13 protein-coding genes are annotated in these 15,673 nt (G+C 68.4%); 7 read left to right on the top strand and 6 right to left on the bottom strand.

Going from position 1 to position 15,673, the window contains the following annotated elements:
• Positions 1–136: 136 nt before the first annotated feature.
• The 6 genes from CACI_RS10145 to gcvPA all read right to left on the bottom strand — a co-directional run bounded on the left by CACI_RS10145 (position 137) and on the right by gcvPA (position 6,571).
• Positions 137–601, bottom strand: a complete 465-nt coding sequence (locus CACI_RS10145) for a helix-turn-helix domain-containing protein (RefSeq protein WP_012786250.1) — start codon at positions 599–601, stop codon at positions 137–139.
• A 138-nt stretch (positions 602–739) separates the two neighbouring features.
• Positions 740–1,381: a GntR family transcriptional regulator gene (locus tag CACI_RS10140; RefSeq protein ID WP_012786249.1), complete on the bottom strand. Its 642-nt coding sequence runs from the start codon at positions 1,379–1,381 to the stop codon at positions 740–742.
• A 64-nt stretch (positions 1,382–1,445) separates the two neighbouring features.
• Positions 1,446–2,192, bottom strand: a complete 747-nt coding sequence (locus CACI_RS10135; protein ID WP_012786248.1) for an SDR family NAD(P)-dependent oxidoreductase — start codon at positions 2,190–2,192, stop codon at positions 1,446–1,448.
• On the bottom strand, positions 2,192–3,283 hold the full coding sequence (locus tag CACI_RS10130) for an ATP-NAD kinase family protein (RefSeq protein WP_223297496.1): 1,092 nt from the start codon (positions 3,281–3,283) through the stop codon (positions 2,192–2,194). The genes CACI_RS10135 and CACI_RS10130 overlap by 1 nt, the downstream gene beginning before the upstream one ends.
• A 367-nt stretch (positions 3,284–3,650) precedes the next feature.
• Entirely contained in the window at positions 3,651–5,222 is a 1,572-nt protein-coding gene (gene gcvPB, locus CACI_RS10125; protein ID WP_012786246.1) for an aminomethyl-transferring glycine dehydrogenase subunit GcvPB, read from the bottom strand.
• Positions 5,219–6,571: an aminomethyl-transferring glycine dehydrogenase subunit GcvPA gene (gene gcvPA, locus CACI_RS10120; protein WP_012786245.1), complete on the bottom strand. Its 1,353-nt coding sequence runs from the start codon at positions 6,569–6,571 to the stop codon at positions 5,219–5,221. Before gcvPA ends, gcvPB begins: the two co-directional genes overlap by 4 nt.
• Positions 6,572–6,663: 92 nt before the next feature.
• Between gcvPA and CACI_RS10115 the strand changes: the two genes are divergently transcribed.
• The 7 genes from CACI_RS10115 to CACI_RS10085 all read left to right on the top strand — a co-directional run bounded on the left by CACI_RS10115 (position 6,664) and on the right by CACI_RS10085 (position 15,656).
• Positions 6,664–7,986 carry an ABC transporter substrate-binding protein gene (locus tag CACI_RS10115; protein WP_143765191.1) on the top strand — a complete coding sequence of 441 codons (1,323 nt, stop codon included), beginning with the start codon at positions 6,664–6,666 and terminating at the stop codon, positions 7,984–7,986.
• 4 nt (positions 7,987–7,990) lie between these two features.
• The gene (locus CACI_RS10110; RefSeq protein ID WP_223297495.1) at positions 7,991–9,283 is read left to right on the top strand and encodes a carbohydrate ABC transporter permease; all 1,293 of its coding nucleotides are present in this window, start codon (positions 7,991–7,993) and stop codon (positions 9,281–9,283) included.
• A complete protein-coding gene (locus tag CACI_RS10105; protein ID WP_012786242.1) occupies positions 9,280–10,110 on the top strand; it encodes a carbohydrate ABC transporter permease in 831 nt (276 codons plus the stop codon). Before CACI_RS10110 ends, CACI_RS10105 begins: the two co-directional genes overlap by 4 nt.
• Complete coding sequence (locus tag CACI_RS10100) at positions 10,107–12,200, top strand: beta-galactosidase (protein ID WP_012786241.1); 2,094 nt, start codon at positions 10,107–10,109, stop codon at positions 12,198–12,200. Before CACI_RS10105 ends, CACI_RS10100 begins: the two co-directional genes overlap by 4 nt.
• Positions 12,201–12,202: 2 nt before the next feature.
• Positions 12,203–14,401 (top strand): MGH1-like glycoside hydrolase domain-containing protein, encoded by a 2,199-nt coding sequence (locus CACI_RS10095; RefSeq protein WP_012786240.1) that lies wholly within the window; start codon positions 12,203–12,205, stop codon positions 14,399–14,401.
• 209 nt (positions 14,402–14,610) lie between these two features.
• Positions 14,611–15,030 (top strand): thioredoxin, encoded by a 420-nt coding sequence (gene trxA / locus CACI_RS10090; RefSeq protein ID WP_012786239.1) that lies wholly within the window; start codon positions 14,611–14,613, stop codon positions 15,028–15,030.
• The gene (locus tag CACI_RS10085) at positions 15,030–15,656 is read left to right on the top strand and encodes a class I SAM-dependent methyltransferase (protein WP_012786238.1); all 627 of its coding nucleotides are present in this window, start codon (positions 15,030–15,032) and stop codon (positions 15,654–15,656) included. The genes trxA and CACI_RS10085 overlap by 1 nt, the downstream gene beginning before the upstream one ends.
• Positions 15,657–15,673 lie beyond the last annotated feature (17 nt).

Genomic DNA, 15,673 nt, shown 5'->3' with positions numbered 1-15,673 from the left:
CGCCGGCGGCAGCATCACCGCAAGCCGCCTGCGCTCGGTCATATCCATGATCGGTGACATAGCCGCTCCCCCTGGTCGACCGAAACCGAGGGTAGCGACCTCACCCTTTGAAGGGGAGAGCCGGAGCGTCCGCCGTTCAGGCCGCCAACGCGAGCATCACCGGACCGCTGGCCGGACGCCGGGTCGCCACCCGCGTCGCCGCCTCCCGCCGCGAGATCACCAAGGTGGCCTCGCGCCGGACCCGCAGCTCGCCGGCCACCGACTCCGCGAGCCCGCCGAGCGTCGTCCCCAGCGCCCCGGCGACCGCCGCGATCATCTCGCTCGACGGCTCCTTGAGCCCCCGCTCCACCTCTGACAGGTACTGCGGCGAGATCCCAGCCCGACCGGCGGTCTCGGCCAGACTCTCCCGATGCTCCCGCCGCAGCTCGCGCAGCTGGTCACCCAGCACTTCGCGCCACAGCGGCTCGGGCGTCGCCGACTGCTTCGGGGGCTGGTTCGGCGGCTGGCTCGGCGCATGGTTCGTCGGCTGCTTCGTCGGCTGCTTCGTCGGCTGCTCGGCGCGGCCGCCTTGGATGACGTGCAGTCTCACAGGCTCGGTCATGCTTCGAGCGTACGGATCGCCGGCGGGCCGAGTCCCCGCTTGTCTGCTCTCAGCAGACACCGCAGTACAGAACGGGTGCCTCGAGTTGCCGCCTTCGCGCCCGACCCACCAGCCTTCGCCGCGCCAGCCGGGGGTCGGCTACGCCCCCAACTTCTCCAGAATCCGATGCATCCCGCTCTCCCAATTCGCCTTCAGCGCCGCGACCGCGCCCGGCAGATCCTCGGCGACCAGGCATTCGGCGATCTTCTCGTGCTCCACCGCCGATCGTTCAAGCACCTGCTGGTCGCCGACGACCACGCGCTCGTAGCGGTGCATCGTCAGCTTCAGGGTCGTGATCAGGTCCATCAGCCGGTCGTTGCGGCAGCCCGAGAGGAGCCGGTCGTGCCACTCGTCGTCGTAGCGCTCTATCACGCCGAGCTCGGCCTTCGGCGCGGAGAAGGCGTGCGCCTCCTCAAGCAGCTGCGGGCCGATGTGCTTGAGGTACTCGGGCGGGGACAGCTCCAGCGCCAGTGATTCGAGGGTGGCGATGATCGTCGTCAGGTCGCGGAACTCCTGCGGGCTCATCGGCGCGAAGCGGAAGCCCTTGCCGCGTTCGCTGATGATGATGCCCTCGCGTTCCAGGCCGATCAGCGCCTCGCGCAGGGGGGTGCGGCTGACGCCCAGGTCAGCAGCCAGGTGCACCTCGTTGATCGGCTGGTCGGGGGCGTACTCCCCCCGCCCCAGGCGTTCGAGGAGCACGTCCTTGATCTGCTCGCGGAGCGGCCGCCGCTCGATCGCCATCTCGATGTCACCTCTCCCGCACAAACCGTCATCGCCATTGTTCCGCACCCCGAACCGTTTCCGGTCATGCGGTCCCCGCGCCGTCCACGGGAATCACCGCGCCGCTCACGAAAGCCGCCGCCTCGGACGCCAGGAACGCCACCATCTGAGCGATGTCCCGCGGCTGCCCGATCCGTCCCAACGGCCTATCGGCGGCGTCAGCATAGAAGGAATCCACCGTCTCCCCCAGCTGCCGCGCCTCATCGGCGAGCATCCCGGTCGCCGTGTCCCCGGGGCACACGCAGTTCACCCGGATGTTCTGCGGCCCGTGGTCGATGGCCATGGCCCGCGTCATGTTGACCACCGCCCCCTTCGACGCGCAGTACGACACCGCGCTCCCGCCGCCCTTGATCCCCCACCCCGACCCGGTGTTGACGATGCTCCCGCCCCCGGCCGCCGCCATCAACGGCACCACCCGCCGGCTCATCAGCAGGATCGACTTCACATTGACCGCCATCACCAGATCCCAGTCGTCCTCGGCGATGTCCAGCACCGTCGAGCGCCGAATGATCCCGGCGTTGTTGAACAGCACGTCGACACCCCCATACGCGCCGACGGCAGCCTCCACCACAGCATCGCAGTCCGCCGCCCGCGACACATCGCAGCGCACGAACACACCCCCGACCTCCTTCGCCGCCTCCTCCCCCCGCTCGGCGTCCAGATCGGCGACCACCACCCCGGCACCCAGCTCCGCCAGCACCGCGGCGGTCGCCCGCCCGATCCCCGACGCACCGCCGGTCACGATCGCGCTCTTCCCGGTCAGGTCGATCATCAGGACTGCCTCTCGTTCAGGGGATAAAGGATCGTACGGCGCCACCCCGTGACCACCCGCACGTACCGAGGAAACGCCCGGTCGAGCGAATCGTCGCCGGTATCGACCAGCAGCGGACGCCCCCCGAGCGCGACCACCTTCGCCTCACTCGCGACCACATGCAGCCACTCAAGCCCGACAGCCCGCAGCACCTCAGGCGACAGCTGCTGATTGCCGCGCCCGAGCAGGAACCCCTGCCCACCGATGGGAGTGAGCACAATGTGCGCCGCAGCACCGGAAACGAGCTCGAGAAGTTCATCCGCCCCGACATCGGCGGCAACGACCTTCTCTCCATCGATGACATTCACGCCGAGCGCCGGGACATCCAGCCCCCAGACGGCAGCGATGGCACGCGTGGTGGTCCCGGGACCGAGGACGAGCAACTCGCCGGGCATCACCATCGACCGCAGCTCGGCAGCGATGCCGGACACCGCCTCGGGACTGACACCCGAGCTACCAATCTTCCGCTGCTGAACCCGCGCCGGCACGTCGGGCACGCGAAGGTAGCCGAACAGCCGCGGCGAACCGTCCACGCGATCGACGACCTCCGCATCACGCAACCGCGAGTAGCCGGCAGCAACCTCACCAGCGGCGCGCGGATTCACCGCGAAAACCGCCGAGTGCATCTTCACCCCGGTCGGAATCCCCAGCACCGGCACCGAATCGCCAACCGCCTCCAGCACATCGCGCGCCGTCCCATCCCCACCGGCGAACAGCAGCAAATCAACCCGCGACGCCAAAACCCGAGCCGCCGCAACAGTATCCGCCGCCGAACTAGGCACCCCCGCCGCCCACACCACCTCCGGCACGAACCCCCCAGCCCGAGCCGCCACCTCCCCCATCACCCCACCAACAGTCAACACCACAACATCCCCCCGCCGCCCCCGCAACTCCCCCACCGCCACCGCCGCACGCCCCCCACCCCGACCCACCGCCCCCAAAGCAAAAGCCCGCGCCTGCACATCACCACCATCACTCCCCTTGAGCCCAACCCGGCCACCAACGCCAGCGACCGGATTCACCACCAGCCCGACCCTCATCACCACGGCCACCCCCGCCACCCCGCCACGCCACCGCACCGCCCGCTGACCGCAGCGTCTGCTCCGCTTGCCGCCGCCACCTCACCATCGCCGCCGCGCACACCTCGCGCCGCCACCAGATCCACGCCCGCCACGCTGCTGCACCACTCGCACCGATCGCCAGCACCACCAACTCGCAGCCCACCGACCGCCACCAGATCCGCTCCCACCACGCACCCGCGCCGCCCGCGCACATCGCCGGCACCATCAGCCCGTCCCTCACCTGTCGCCTCGAGATCTGCGCGCACCGCACCCCCGCACCGCCCGCACACATCGCCAGCACCGCCAGCTCGTCGCCCGCCGGCGATCGTCCGAGTCCGCGTCCGAGTCCCCACCGCCCTCACCCGAGCTTCCGTCGGTACGCGCGCCACGTCACCGCCCACGTTCCCGGGTCCTCCAGCGAGGCGTCTCGCATGCGGTGGATCGGGCCGTTGTGGGGTGCGCTGCGGACCAGCTCGGGGTCCTCGTAGGCCTCGCGTGCGGCCTCGGCCAGGATCGCCGCGTATTCGTCCAGGTCCGCTTGCGAGTAGGACTCCGTCGGCTCGAGGGTCATGGGTTCCGGGACCAGGTAGGGGTGGTGGCTGGTCCAGTAGTGGGTGCCGAAGTCCGCTACGCGGTAGCCGAGTTCCTCGGAGTGGATGCCGGTGTCCGCGTTCAGCTTCTGCCAGCTGTAGCGTGCTTGCTCCACTCGGCGCCGGCCCTGTGCGTAGGGCAGCGAGACGCCCTTGATCTGCAGCACCTTTGAAATCAAGTAGTTGTTGTTCAGTGCCGCTGTCTCGGCGACCGTGCGTAGGCCTTCTCCGCCGAGGGCCATGATCCATGCGTAGGCGCGTACGAGGTTCGGTACCACGCCGTAGAAGGGGCGGATCTTCCCGATGGACTCCGGGCGGTCGTCGTCCAGTCGGTACCGTGTCCCGTCGAACTCCACGGTCGGTCGCGGGAGGAAGGGTTCCAGCGCCGATGTCACCGCGGACGCGCCTGCCGCCGGACCGCCGCACATGTGCGGTGTGGAGAACGTCTTGTGCAGGTTGAAGTGGCACAGGTCGAAGCCGGCGTCGCGAGCGCGCGTGATCCCCAGGATCCCGTTGGCGTTCGCCTGGTCGTAGCAGCACAGGCCGCCGGCCTCGTGCACCAGCCGCACGAACTCCTCGATGCGCGGGTTGAAGATGCCCGTGTCCTCGGGGTTCGTGATGAGCAGTGCCGCCGTCCGCGGGCCGACCGCCGCCCGCAGCGCCTCGATGTCCGGATACCCGTCGGCGTCCGGCATCAGGGTGATGACGCGGTACCCGGCGGTCTTCGGCGCCGCCGCGTTCGTCGGGTGCGAGAACTGCGTCGTGATGACCTCGTCCCGCAGCTCGCCTTCCCCCCGCGAGGCGTGGTACGCCCGGATCATCGACACGTTCGCATAGATCGCCGAGGACCCCGATCCCGGCTGCAACGACACCCGGTCCATCCCGGATATCTCCTTCAGCAACCCCTCCAGCCGATACAGAATCTCCAGCACGCCCTGCACCGTCCCCTCGTCCTGCAACGGATGCAGCTCGGCGATCCGCGCGTCCCGGACGAAGGAGTCGTTCACCTTCGGGCTGTACTTCATCGTGCACGTGCCCTGCCCGATGTCGACGTTCAGATCGACCCCCAACGTCTCCTGCGAAAGCCGCATGTAGTGCCGCAGCACATGCGGCTGCGACATCTCCGGCAGCAAGGGCGCCGCAGCACGCGCCAACCCCGCTGGCAGCGAAGGCACCGGAAGGTCGGTGACCGGAACCCCGACCCCCCGCTCCCCCGGACTGCTCAGCTCAAAAATCAACGGCTCGTCCCACCGCGCCTGATGGAACCGCCGCAACCGAGGCTTCGGCGCGATCCGCGCGTCCTCCGCCGAAACAGGACCCTGCGACGAAGACCCGCTCACTTGGCAATCTCCTCAAGAACAGCGGCGAGACGATCGACGTCCTCGCGCGTGTGAACCTCCGTCACGCAGAACAGCGCATCGGTCTCGGACAGCACCTTGCCGCCCTGGATCCCCCGCTCCAGAAGCAGGGCATTGATGTCCGCGGCGGTCAGCAACCCGGTGAACCGCACCACGAAATCGGCAAACGACACCAACCCCGCCCCCGCCTCGCCATTCGGCGCCGAGACGCAAGGCACGGCCGCCAACCGCTCCTGCGCGTAAGCCGTCAGCGCGAGGATCGTCTCCCCGATCTCCCGCATCCCGTGCGGTCCCATCAGCGCCAGGTAGACACCGGCCATGATCCCGTTCAGCGCGGCGGCCGTCCCGACCCACTCCTTCCCCTCCTCCCGCAGGGCGAAGGACGTCCGGTCGTAGAAGACGTCGCCGAACCCGTACTCACCCTCGACCACCGTCGGCACCACCCCGAACAGCCGCGACGGGAACTCCCGCACCAACCGCTGCTCGTCCCGCGTGGCGATGAACCCGGCGTTGCCGCCCCCGAAGCTCATGCGGATTCCCAGCGGCTGGATGTCGCCGCAGACGATGTCCGCGCCGTACGACGCAGGCGAGGCCACCACGCCCAGCGAGATCGGATTGCACCCGACCACCAGCAGCGCCCCGACGGCGTGCGCGCGCTCCGCCAGCAGCGGCAGCGCCGGGTCGAGAACCCCGTGGTAGTTCGGCGCCTCGATGTAGACGGCGGCGACGTCGGCGCCGACGACCAAATCAGCGGCCTGCCATCCGTCGTCGGTACCGTCCAGCACCTCGACGTCGTGGTCGGGACGGACGAAGTCCTCGATCTTCGACATCTTGTCCGGATCGACCGGTCCGACCAGCAGCAGACGCCGCCGTCCGGTGACGCGGCCAGCCATCCGCAACGCCGTGCCCGCTGCCTGGAAGCCGTCGTAGGTCGGGACGTTGACCACGTCCAGCTCCAGCAGCTCTCCCATCAGCGACTGGTACTCCCACAGCGCCTGGAACCGGCCGTGGTCCTCATACGGCTCGCCGGCATACGCGGTCAGGAACTCACTGCGGTTGGCGATCTCCTCCACGACCGCGGGCACATGGTGCCGATAGCAGCCGGCGCCCAGAAAGCTCAGCTCGGCCGGCTTGTTGCGGGACAGCAGACGGTCCATGTGCCGGACCAGTTCGGCTTCCGAGCGCAGCGGCGCCGGGAGGTCCAGGGGGCGGTGCAGCCGGATCGCGTCCGGGATGTCGGCGTAGAACTCCTCGACGCTCGCCGCGCCGATCGCCGCCAGCATTCGCCCTCTGATCTCGGGATCGCTGTTCGGGATGTACGGATGGCCCACAGGTTGCCTCGCTCTTACCTCTTGACGGATGCCCGTCATACAGTGTGCTGTATACAGCATTCAGTATTGCGGCCGAGGAGGGGACTGTGTCAATGAGGACAACACGGCGTTCGGCACTGCGGCTGGGCATCGGGGCCCTCGCGGTCGCGGTGACCGGCGGATGCGCGACCGGCGGCGGGAAGAAGACTCCGGCGCCGGCTGTGAAGACCGGCGCCGCGGCTCAGGTGGGCGGGACCATCACGGTGTGGTCCTGGGACGTGGCGGCCAAGGCGCTCAAGCGGCTGGCGCCCGCGTTCGAGCAGCAGCACCCGGGCGTGAAGGTGAACGTCGTCGACATCGGCTACGACAACGCCTACGACAAGATCACCGTCGGCCTGAAGTCCGGCTCCGGACTCCCCGACGTCCTGCAGGTCGAGGGCCCGAAGATGCAGAGCTACATCGGCACCTTCCCCAGCGGCTTCTACGACCTCAGCACCCTGGCGGCACCGCTGAAAGCGCAGTTCAACGCCGCCGCCTGGGCCACCGGCACGGACGCGAACGGCAAGGTCTACGCGCTGCCCTGGGACATCGGGCCCTGCGGCGTGTTCTACCGGACCGACATCTTCCAGCAGGCCGGCGTCGACCCCGCGTCGATCCAGACCTGGGACGACTACATCGCCGCCGGCGTGCGGATCAAGGCCAAGACCGGCAAGAAGCTGCTGGTGGTGGACCCCACCGGCGACAGCACGTTCCCGATGATGCTCCACCAAGAAGGACAGGGCTACTTCGTCGGCGACAAGATCGCCGTCGACACCCCGGCGGCGGTGAAGGCCATGACCGTCATGAAGGAACTCAACGACAAAGGCCTGGTCGACTACGAAAAGGGCTGGGACGCCCTGGTCGCCGCCACCAAGGACGGCACCGTCGCCACCACCCCGACCGCGGTCTGGTGGTCCGGCACCCTCACCGACGAGATGCCGGAGCTGAAGGGCAAGTTCGCCGCGATCCCGCTGCCCGCCTTCACTTCCGGCGGCATCCGTACCTCCAACAACGGCGGCTCCCTGCTCACCATCTCAGCGCAGAGCAAGAACTCGGCGACCGCCTGGGCGTTCATCCAGTTCGTCCTGGCCGACGCCGACAACCAGGTCTCGATGCTGAAGAACGAAGGCATCTTCCCCGCCTTCGAGCCGGCCCTGTCAGACCCCTACATCACCGGCCCGCAGGACTACTACGGCGGCCAAACCACCTTCAAGATCTTCGCCGACCTGGCCAAGAACATCCCGGCAGTGCAGTACACCGCCGACTTCTCCAAAGCCTCCGACCTGATCAACACCGCCACCGGCGCGGTGATGCAAGGCGGCAAGGACCCGAAGTCCGCCCTGGACTCGGCAGCGCAACAGATCGCCTCCGCGACCAATCGGCAGATCGCGCACTAGCGCCATGGCCATTCCGACCCACCGACCGCCCGGCGCCGATCGCGACGCAGGAGGCGATTCCGGTGCTGACGGCGCGCTGGCTGCCGCGCCAGATCTTGCTGCCGCGCCAGATGTTGCCGCCACGTCAGATGTTGCCGCCGCGCCAGATCTAGCTGCCACGTCAGATGTTGCCGCCACGTCAGATGTTGCCGCCACGTCAGATGTTGCCGCCACGTCGGATCTAGCTGCCGCGCCAGATCGTGCTGCCGGACCGGTCGCCGAGCCTGAGCATGTCGCCGACCGCACCGCCGCGGCTGCTCTGCTCGCTGCGCCGCCGGCTGCCCTCGCCCCGGCGAACCGCCGCTCCCGTCCCCGCATCCGCGTCGTCCACTGGGCTTTCGCCGGTCCGGCCGCGGCCCTGTTCGTGTTCTTCTTCGCCTATCCCCTTGGCGCGAGCCTCTACCAGAGCTTCACCACCGACGACAGCGGCACCCAAAGCTGGGCCGGCCTGGCTCAGTACCGCCGCATGCTCCATGACCCGATCTTCTGGAAGTCGCTGTGGAACACCGGCCTCCTGCTGATCTTCCAAGTCCCGCTGATGATCGGTCTGGCGCTGGTCCTGGCCTGCGTCCTGAACCAGTCCTGGATGCGCTTCAAGGGAACCTGGCGCGTCGCCTTCTTCCTCCCCTCCGTCACGATGCTGGTCGCCTACGCCGTCGTCTTCCGCGTGCTGCTCAAGACCGATGGCGGCATGGTCAACCAGGTGCTCGGCTGGGTCGGCATCAGCCCGGTGGACTGGCTCAACAACCCGGTGTGGGCACGCGTCGCCCTGATCGGGACCATCACCTGGCGCTGGACCGGCTACAACGCGGTGATCCTGCTCGCCGGGCTGCAGAGCATCCCCAGGGAGCAGTACGAGGCCGCCGCTATCGACGGCGCCGGCGCGGTGACCACGTTCCGCAAGGTCGTGGTCCCACAGCTGCGGCCGGTGATCCTGTTCTGCTCCATCACCTCGACCATCGGCACGCTTCAACTCTTCGACGAGAACTTCGTGCTGACCAAGGGCGGTCCGGACAACGCCACCATGACGCCGGTCCTCTACCTCTACAAGGTCGGCTTCGACCAGATGGACTTCAGCTACGCCTCGGCCATCGCCTGGGCCGTGGTGCTGATCATCGGCGTGCTGTCGGTCGTCCAGTTCCGGTTCTTCGGGCAGGCGGACCGGGACGCGAGCACCGCGCGGTCGCAAGGGATGCAAAAGACGCACAAGACGCACAAGACGCAAAGAACGCGACGCACGCAAAGGAGCCGCGCATGACCCTCGATCCCCAAACCCTGCGCCGCGCCCTGCTGATGCTGGCGCTGACCCTCGGCGCGCTCATCAGCATCCTGCCGTTCTACTGGATGGTCGTCGCCGCCACCCACAGCAACGACGAGCTCTTCCACTCCCCGCCGCCGTTCGTCCCCGGCGGGCACTTCCTGAGCAATATCAGGGCCCTGGAACACTCCATCGGCTTCAGCCGCGTCATGCTCAACAGCCTCGGCATCGCCGTCGTCTACACCCTGGCCAGCGGCCTGATCTCGGCGATGGCCGGCTACGGGCTGGCCAAGTACCGCTTCCGCGGCCGCGGTCTGCTGCTCGGTCTGGTGCTCACCACGATGATGGTGCCGTTCCAGGTGCTGCTGGTCCCGCTGTTCCAGATGATGGCGAATCTGGGCTGGGTGAACACCTACCAGGCGGTGATCGTCCCGTTCCTGGCGAACTCCTTCGGCATCTTCCTGATGCGGCAGGCGTTCCTGGACTTCCCCGACGAGCTGATCGAGTCCGCGCGCATCGACGGCTCCGGCGACATCCGCACCTTCTACCGGATCGTGCTTCCTGTAGTGAAGCCACAACTCGGCGCCCTGGCGATCTTCACCTTCATGAGCCAGTGGAACGCCTTCCTGTGGCCGCTGCTGATGCTCGACTCGCAGGACAAATACACCGCACCGGTCGCGCTCTACACGCTGGTCGGCGGGACGCATGTGGACTATTCGGGCTTGATCCTCGGAAGTTTCCTGGCAACCCTCCCTCTGATGCTTATTTTCTTTATCTTCCAGAAGCAGTTCGTGTCCGGCTTGTTGGGAGGAGCAGTCAAGGGATGATCACGCGCGTAGAAGGACTTTTGTATGGAGCGGACTACAACCCGGAGCAGTGGCCGGAGTCCGTCTGGAAGCAGGACGTCAACCTGATGCGGGACGCGGGCGTCACGATGGTGACGCTCGGGGTGTTCTCCTGGGCCCGGTTGCAGCCCGCCGAGGACCAGTGGGACTTCGAGTGGCTGGACCGGCTGATGGACCTGTTCCACAGCCGGGGGATCGCCGTGGACCTGGCGACGGCGACGGCCTCGCCGCCGGCGTGGTTCGTGCGCCAGTACCCGCAGACCCTGCCGGTCACGGCGGACGGCGTGCGCCTGGAGTTCGGCTCCCGGCAGCACTACTGTCCCTCCTCGCCGGTCTACCGCGAGGCGGCGACCCGGCTGGCCCGCACGATCGCCGAACGGTACGCCGAGCACCCGGCGCTGGCGCTGTGGCACATCCACAACGAGTACGGCGACCACGTCGCCGAGTGCTTCTGCGACGTCTCGGCCGAGGACTTCCGCAGCTGGCTGCGCGAGCGCCACGGCGACGACATCGCGCAGCTGAACTTCGCCTGGGGCACCGAGTTCTGGTCCCAGCGCTACTCGGACTTCGCCCAGATCGAACCGCCGCGCACCGCGCCGGGCCCGATCAATCCGGGGCAGCTGCTGGACTGGCGCCGCTTCAGCTCCGACGCCCTGCTCGCCTGCTTCCTGGCCGAGCGCTCCGTTCTGAAGGAGGTGACACCGGAGATCCCGGTCACGACCAACTTCATGTCGATGATGAAGGACCTCGACTACTGGAAGTGGGCCGCCAATGAGGACGTGGTCTCCGACGACGCGTACCCGGACCCGGCCGACGGCTCGGCCCATGTGCTCGCCGCGATGAACTACGACCTCATGCGCTCCCTGGGCAACGGCCGGCCGTGGCTGCTGATGGAGCAGGCGCCGTCGGCGGTGAGCTGGCGCGCGGTGAACGTGCCCAAGACCCCGGACCAGCGGCGCCTGTGGTCGCTGCAGACCGTGGCACGCGGCGCGGACGGCGTCATGCACTTCCAGTGGCGCGCCTCGCGGGCCGGGGCGGAGAAGTTTCACAGCGCCCTGCTTCCCCACGGCGGAACCCAGTCGCGGGGGTGGCGCGAGACGGTCCGGATCGGCGAGGAGCTGGCGCAGCTCAAGGAAGTCGCGGGGAGCCGGATCGAGAGCGCGGTCGCCATCGTCCTGGACTGGAACTCCTGGTGGGCGCTGGAGGCCGAGGACCATCCCTCGGCGCGCGTGCGGCTCAGGGAGCAGATCCTGAGCTGGTACTCGGTGCTGCACCGCTGGAACCACGTCGTCGACTACGTGCCGCCCGACGCGGATCTGAGCCCGTACAAAGTGGTGCTCGCGCCGAACCTGTACTCGGTGAGCACCGAGAACGCCGCCCGGCTGACCGACTACGTGTACGGCGGAGGGTACCTCGTCGTCGGTTTCTTCAGCGGGATCGTCGACGAGCTGGACCACATTCATCAGGGCACTGATGGCACCGGCGGCGGGTATCCCGGACCGCTGCGGGAGGTGCTCGGGGTCGCGGTCGACGAGTGGTGGCCGATCGCGGACGGACGCTCGGTGCCGGTCACCTTCAGCGCCGACGAGGAGGCCGCGAAGGCGAAGAAGAAGCACGTCAGCGCCAGCTCCGGCATCGGCTACCACCCGGCGCCGGCGGCCGTGCGCTGGAGCGAGTGGCTCGGCACGACCACCGCCAGATCAGTCGCGCACTACACCGACGGACCGTTGAAGGGGCGTCCGGCGGTCACCTGCAACGAGTTCGGCGAGGGCCGCGCCTGGTACGTCAGCTGCGATCTGGGCGGGGACATCGAGAAGGTCCTCGGGGAGGCCGTCCGTCCCGCCGTGGTGTGGCCGTCGCTGGCCTCGACGCTGGCGTTCACCGGGGTCGAGGTGGTCTGCCGCAGTTCGGAGACGCACCACTACTACTTCCTGCTCAATCACAGCGACAAGCCGGTCGACCTGGGCTCGTCCCTGCCGTACGGCGCGGTGAACCTGCTGACCGGCAATCGTCCCACCCATCTGGCCGCGCAAGGCGTCGTGGTCCTGAAGGTAGGAAGGATAGGAAGGTGATCATGTCCCGTTCGCTGCGGACCCTGGCCGTGCTGGCGCTCGGCGTGGGTCTCGTGCTTCCCGTGACGGCTGCGCGCGCCGCGCCGTCGTCGCGCTCCTCCGCGCCGCCGGGGTCGTCCTCGGGGTCGGCATCCCCGGCTTCGTTCGCCAATGTGCTGGATCTGCAAGGCGTGCCGAGCGTGGCGCTGCCCGGGGATCCGGCGACCGACGTCAACCCGATCGGCGTGTTCGCCGATCGGGGCGCCTGGCACGCCTACGCGCTGCCGAAGGTCGGCGACACGGCTTCCTACGGCGCCTTCACCGGGCCGCTGTATATCGCGCAGGAGTATCCGTGGTGGCTGAGCAAGGGAATCAGCCACCTGACGCTTTCCGAGGGCGGGCGTCCGATCGACCTGGCCTCGGCGACGCATCCGGTGTTCACGTCGCTGCCGGGCATGCTGCAGCAGAGCTTTGACGTGGACGGTCTGCACGTGGTGATGCAGCTGCGCTACGCCAGCGACCGGACCGCGCTGGTCCAGGCGTTCGTGGAGAACACCAGCGGCCGCTCCCGGAAGGTCGGCGCGGGCTGGACCGGATCGCTGCTGCGTCCGGACACCAAGCCGATGAAGAGCGCTCCCTCGCTGCACGCGACGTCCACCGGCATCTCGGTGGGCTTCGCGAAGGTGCGGCAGACGTGGGACTACCTGACCGACGGGACCGAGAAGTTCCAGGTGACGCACGCCGAGCCGGTGACCACGTCGGTCGCGGGGGACGCCTACACGACCGCGCTGAACGCGCCGCTGAAGCTCGGCCCGCATGGCGGGCAGACGCTGACCTGGACCGAGTCCTACACCTTCACCGGCGCCGACTACGCCGCCGAGCAGCCGGTGATCGCCAAGACGCTGCGCTCGCCCGGCTCGGTCGTCGCCGCCGACGACCGGCGCTGGCGCGGGTACGTGGCCTCCGCCGTGCGCGGCGTCCCGGCCTCGCGGCAGGCGCTGGCGGTGAAGTCGGTGGAGACGCTGACCACGAACTGGCGCAGCGCCGCCGGGGCGTTGCGGCACGACGGGATCACGCCGTCGATCTCCAACAAGTGGTTCAGCGGCTTCTGGGCCTGGGACACCTGGAAACAGGCGGTCGGCACAGCAGTCTTCGACCCGGCGCTGGCCGAGTCGCAGATCCGCTCGATGTTCGACTACCAGGTCACCGCATCCGATCCGCAGCGCCCGCAGGACGCCGGGATGATCCCGGACTGCGTCTTCTACAACGATCCGGCGCAAGGCGGCGGCAACTGGAACGAGCGCAACTCCAAGCCACCGCTGGCCGCGTGGGCGGTGTGGTCGGTCTACCAACAGAGCGGCGACGTCAGCTTCCTGAAGGAGATGTACCCGAAGCTGGTGGCGTACCACGACTGGTGGTACCGCACCCGCGACCACGCCGACGACGGTCTCGCGGAGTACGGCTCGACCGTCGACCCGCAGAACGCGACCGCCGAGGACCAGCGCCAAGCGGCGGCGTGGGAGAGCGGAATGGACAACGCGCCGCGCTTCGACGCCACCCTCGGCACCGGCGTGGTCGACAACACCGACGCGGCAGGAAACGTGGTCGGCTACTCACTGACCCAGGAGTCGGTCGACCTGAACTCCTACCTCGCCGCCGAGGACGGCATCCTCGCCCAAATGGCCGCCCGACTCGGGCACCCCACCGACGCCGCACGCTACCGGGCATCGCAAAAGACGGTCACAACAGCCATCCAGCAAAAGATGTACGACCCGACAACCGGCTGGTTCTACGACGCCTCCCTCACCACCGGCCAACCACTCACAACCCGAGGCCGAGGCATCGAGGGCGCCATCCCCCTGTGGGCCGGCGTCGCCACACCGGCACAGGCGGCATCGGTACGCGCCAAGCTGCTGTCACCGACCGAGTTCGACACGCAGCTACCGTTCCCCACCGTCTCAGCAAGTTCGCCGTACTACGACCCGACGGGATATTGGCGTGGCGCAGTCTGGATGGACCAGGCGTACTTCGCCCTCGAAGGACTCAAGCGCTACGGCTACACAGCCGACGCAGCAGCGCTGACAGCAAAACTCCGCACCAACGCCGCGGGCATGACAGGAGACGGCCCACTGATGGAGAACTACAACCCGACCACCGGCGCCGCGATGAACTCGCGAGGATTCAGTTGGTCGGCGGCGCTGCTGCTGGAGCTGGATCACTAGCACTGCCCAAAGAATTTACAGAATCCGCAGAATGACCAGGTCGGCCGCGAGTCTCATTCCGTATGAGGCTCGCGGCCTTCTTGTCCGCGCGACTGATCCTGCCGCCCGCTCGCGCCTCGGCGCGCCGGAATACCGACCCACCCCCGCCGGTTATACCCTGCGGGGTATCCGACCGAGACCCCTTTGAGGACTTAGAGGAGGCAACGGCAGTGGCCGTCGTGGAACTGACCAAGGACACCTTCGCCGAGACCGTGGAGGGCGAGGGGATCACGCTCGTCGACTTCTGGGCCGAGTGGTGCGGGCCGTGTCGGTCCTTCGCCCCGGTGTACCAGAAGGCCGCCGGCAAGCATGAGGACATCGTGTTCGGCAAGGTCGACACCGAGGCCGAGCAGGAGTTGGCCATGGCGTTCGACATCCGCTCGATTCCCACGCTGATGATCGTGCGCGACGGCGTCACCCTCTACCAGCACCCGGGCGCGCTGCCGGAGTCGGCGCTGGAGGACCTGATCGCGCAGGCTCGGGCGCTGGACATGGACGAGGTGCGCAAGGCGCTGGCTGAGCGGGCCGCCGAGGCTGAGGCTCAGAGCGCCGACAGCACCGCCGCCGACGCTGAGAGCGCCGCCGTCTGATGACCGCCGTCGAGGGCCGCGGCATGTGGGAGCAGTACTACGGCAAGTCCCAGTCCGTCTGGGGCTGGGCGCCGAACCGCTTCGTGGCCGAGGTCCTCGGCCCGCTACCGGCCGGCCGGGCACTGGACCTGGCCGCCGGTGAGGGACGCAACGCGCTCTGGCTCGCCGGCCTCGGATGGCGGTCCACCGCCGTCGACTTCGCCGAGAACGCGCTGGAGCGCGGGCGTGCCCAGGCTGTGGAGCACGGCCTGGAAGTGGAGTGGGTCCTCGCCGACGTGCTGGAGTACCAGCCCGAGCCCGGCGCCTACGACGCGGTCGTGATCGCCTACCTCCATCTGGAAGCCGACCCGCGGACCGCCGTGCTCCACAACGCCGCAAAGGCGCTGGCGCCCGGCGGAACGCTGGTCGTCGTCGGCCACGACGTCACCAACATCGCCGACGGCGTGGGCGGCCCGCAGAACCCTGCCATCTTGTACACGCCCGAGCGCGTCACCGAAGCGCTGGAGCGCCTGGCCGATGTCGATATGAAGATCGTGCGCGCCGAGCGTGTCCACCGACAGACGGACCGTGCGCCGCAGCCGGCCATCGACACATTGGTCGTAGCTCAGGCAACCCAAGCCTCATAGGTGAAGGACCGCGACCC

The organism is Catenulispora acidiphila DSM 44928 (assembly GCF_000024025.1).
Taxonomy (GTDB): domain Bacteria; phylum Actinomycetota; class Actinomycetes; order Streptomycetales; family Catenulisporaceae; genus Catenulispora; species Catenulispora acidiphila.
This window is presented reverse-complemented; position numbering and strand designations above follow the sequence as displayed.

Coding starts and splice junctions, on each gene's coding strand:
- CACI_RS10145 (WP_012786250.1), bottom strand. CDS start 601: ATGACCGAGCCTGTGAGACTGCACGTCATCCAAGGCGGCCGCGCCGAG.
- CACI_RS10140 (WP_012786249.1), bottom strand. CDS start 1,381: ATGGCGATCGAGCGGCGGCCGCTCCGCGAGCAGATCAAGGACGTGCTC.
- CACI_RS10135 (WP_012786248.1), bottom strand. CDS start 2,192: ATGATCGACCTGACCGGGAAGAGCGCGATCGTGACCGGCGGTGCGTCG.
- CACI_RS10115 (WP_143765191.1), top strand. CDS start 6,664: ATGAGGACAACACGGCGTTCGGCACTGCGGCTGGGCATCGGGGCCCTC.
- CACI_RS10110 (WP_223297495.1), top strand. CDS start 7,991: ATGGCCATTCCGACCCACCGACCGCCCGGCGCCGATCGCGACGCAGGA.
- CACI_RS10105 (WP_012786242.1), top strand. CDS start 9,280: ATGACCCTCGATCCCCAAACCCTGCGCCGCGCCCTGCTGATGCTGGCG.
- CACI_RS10100 (WP_012786241.1), top strand. CDS start 10,107: ATGATCACGCGCGTAGAAGGACTTTTGTATGGAGCGGACTACAACCCG.
- CACI_RS10095 (WP_012786240.1), top strand. CDS start 12,203: ATGTCCCGTTCGCTGCGGACCCTGGCCGTGCTGGCGCTCGGCGTGGGT.
- CACI_RS10085 (WP_012786238.1), top strand. CDS start 15,030: ATGACCGCCGTCGAGGGCCGCGGCATGTGGGAGCAGTACTACGGCAAG.